Origin of the sequence: Mycobacterium intermedium (genome assembly GCF_002086275.1) — a bacterium.
GTDB lineage: Bacteria > Actinomycetota > Actinomycetes > Mycobacteriales > Mycobacteriaceae > Mycobacterium > Mycobacterium intermedium.
The window spans coordinates 1-1620 of sequence record NZ_MVHT01000222.1 but is presented as its reverse complement, the minus strand read 5'-3'; the positions used below and the strand labels follow the sequence as shown (position 1 = coordinate 1620).

Below are 1620 nucleotides of genomic sequence, written 5' to 3'. Positions count from 1 at the left end.
AAGCCGGCGATGACGGTTCGGCTGGCGGGGCAGGTGGCTCCGGCGGCGGAGGCGACGGAGGCAATGGCGGCACCGTGGGCGTCGGAGGCGGGGGCGGCGCCCCCGGCAGCGGCGGCATGGGCAAGGGCGACGACGGCCAGGACAGCCCATAGCTCCGGCCAAAACCGGCAACGCCGGCCGTGGACCCGCTACGGTGGCGGTCCTAGAATTGCTGCGGCGACGAATTACGCGTGCAGCGGCGCACTCGGCGTAAAGACCACCGGCATCTTCTCCAAACCGGAGACGAAGTTCGCTGGGCGCAGCGGCAGCGGGTCATCGGAGGCCAGCCGCAGGTCGGGAAGGCGTTGCAGCAGCCGACTCTGCATGATCGACAGCTCCAACCGCGCGAGCTGGTTGCCCAGGCAGAAGTGCGTGCCGAAGCCGAAAGCCAGGTGGTTGTTCGGGTAGCGCTCGATGTTGAACGTCTCCGGGTCTTCGAAGACCTTCTCGTCGAAGTTCGCCGACTCGAAGAGCAGGATGATCTTCTCGCCCTTCCGCAGTTCGGCACCGTGAAAATCGGTGTCGGCGGTGAGTGTGCGCGCCATGTTCTTCACCGGCGCGGTCCAGCGCAGCATCTCTTCGATCGCGTTGGGCAACAACGTCAGATCGTTCGCCAGACGACGGTGCTGATCGGGATGCAGCAGCAGTTGCCGCGTTCCACCGGACAGCGTGTGGCGGGTGGTTTCGTCACCGCCGATCAACAGCAGCAGCACCTCGGTGACGATCTCGTGGTCTGCCAGCCGCGAACCCTCGACCTCCGCGTGTACGAGGACGCTGACCAGGTCGTCGGTCGGCTCGGCCTTGCGGGCGTTGATCATGCCCATCATGTATTCGGTGTAGGCGGCAAAGGCGTCTATCGATACCTGGAAGTCGTCTTGCGAGGTGGTGCTGCTCAAGAAGCCGACCATGTCGTCCGACCAGCGCAGGAACATCTCCCGGTCCTCCGGAAGCACGCCGAGCATGTCGCCGATCACCGCCATCGGCAGCGGGGCGGCGATGTCCCAGACGAAGTCGCATTCCCCCCGCTCGCAGACCGCGTCGATCAGCGTGTCGCAGAGCGAAGTGATCGATCCCTCAAGGTTTTTCACCCGCTTGCGGGTGAAGCCGGCGTTGACCAGCTTTCGGCGCAGCAGGTGTTCCGGGTCGTCCATCCCGATCATCATCGGCGGCGCGTCCTGGTCCGGCCGGAAACCGCCCCCGTTGCAGAACAACTCGGGATTCCGCTCGGCATCGATGATCGCCTGGTAGGTCGCAGCGGCGGCCAGCCCGTTGCGGTCGCGGAAAACCGGCTCGTTCTCCCGCATCCAGCGGTAGACGGAACGCGAGTCACCCGCATAGAACGCGCCGTCGGTCAAGTCGACGTCGGGTCTGGTTTCCACTTCTGCTGCCGTCATGAAATCTCCTGAGCGTCGCCGAATGTCATTTGTACGTTCGCGGCCGAACTGGACAAGATCGCGCGCTTCGGAAGGCCAAGCGCCGCCAGTTCTTTCGAGTACGGGTGATCACCCAACCGGATGTGCACTCCCCCAAGCCGAGTGCGCACACCATCCAGAGTGTGCTCGAAACCCGTCTCCCGGGTGA

General features: G+C 64.9%; 1 protein-coding gene and 1 pseudogene. Both read right to left on the bottom strand.

The window, feature by feature from the left end; genetic code table 11:
• Positions 1-224 precede the first annotated feature (224 nt).
• Positions 225-1433 carry a cytochrome P450 gene (locus BST27_RS30285; RefSeq protein WP_069421594.1) on the bottom strand — a complete coding sequence of 403 codons (1209 nt, stop codon included), beginning with the start codon at positions 1431-1433 and terminating at the stop codon, positions 225-227.
• A pseudogene (locus BST27_RS30280) lies at positions 1430-1620 on the bottom strand (acetoacetate decarboxylase family protein); the annotation flags it as partial. The pseudogene BST27_RS30280 and the gene BST27_RS30285, both read right to left, overlap by 4 nt.

What these genes read in the sequence shown, in the direction of transcription:
- BST27_RS30285 (WP_069421594.1), bottom strand. Translation starts at nt 1,433, where the DNA reads ATGACGGCAGCAGAAGTGGAAACCAGACCCGACGTCGACTTGACCGAC.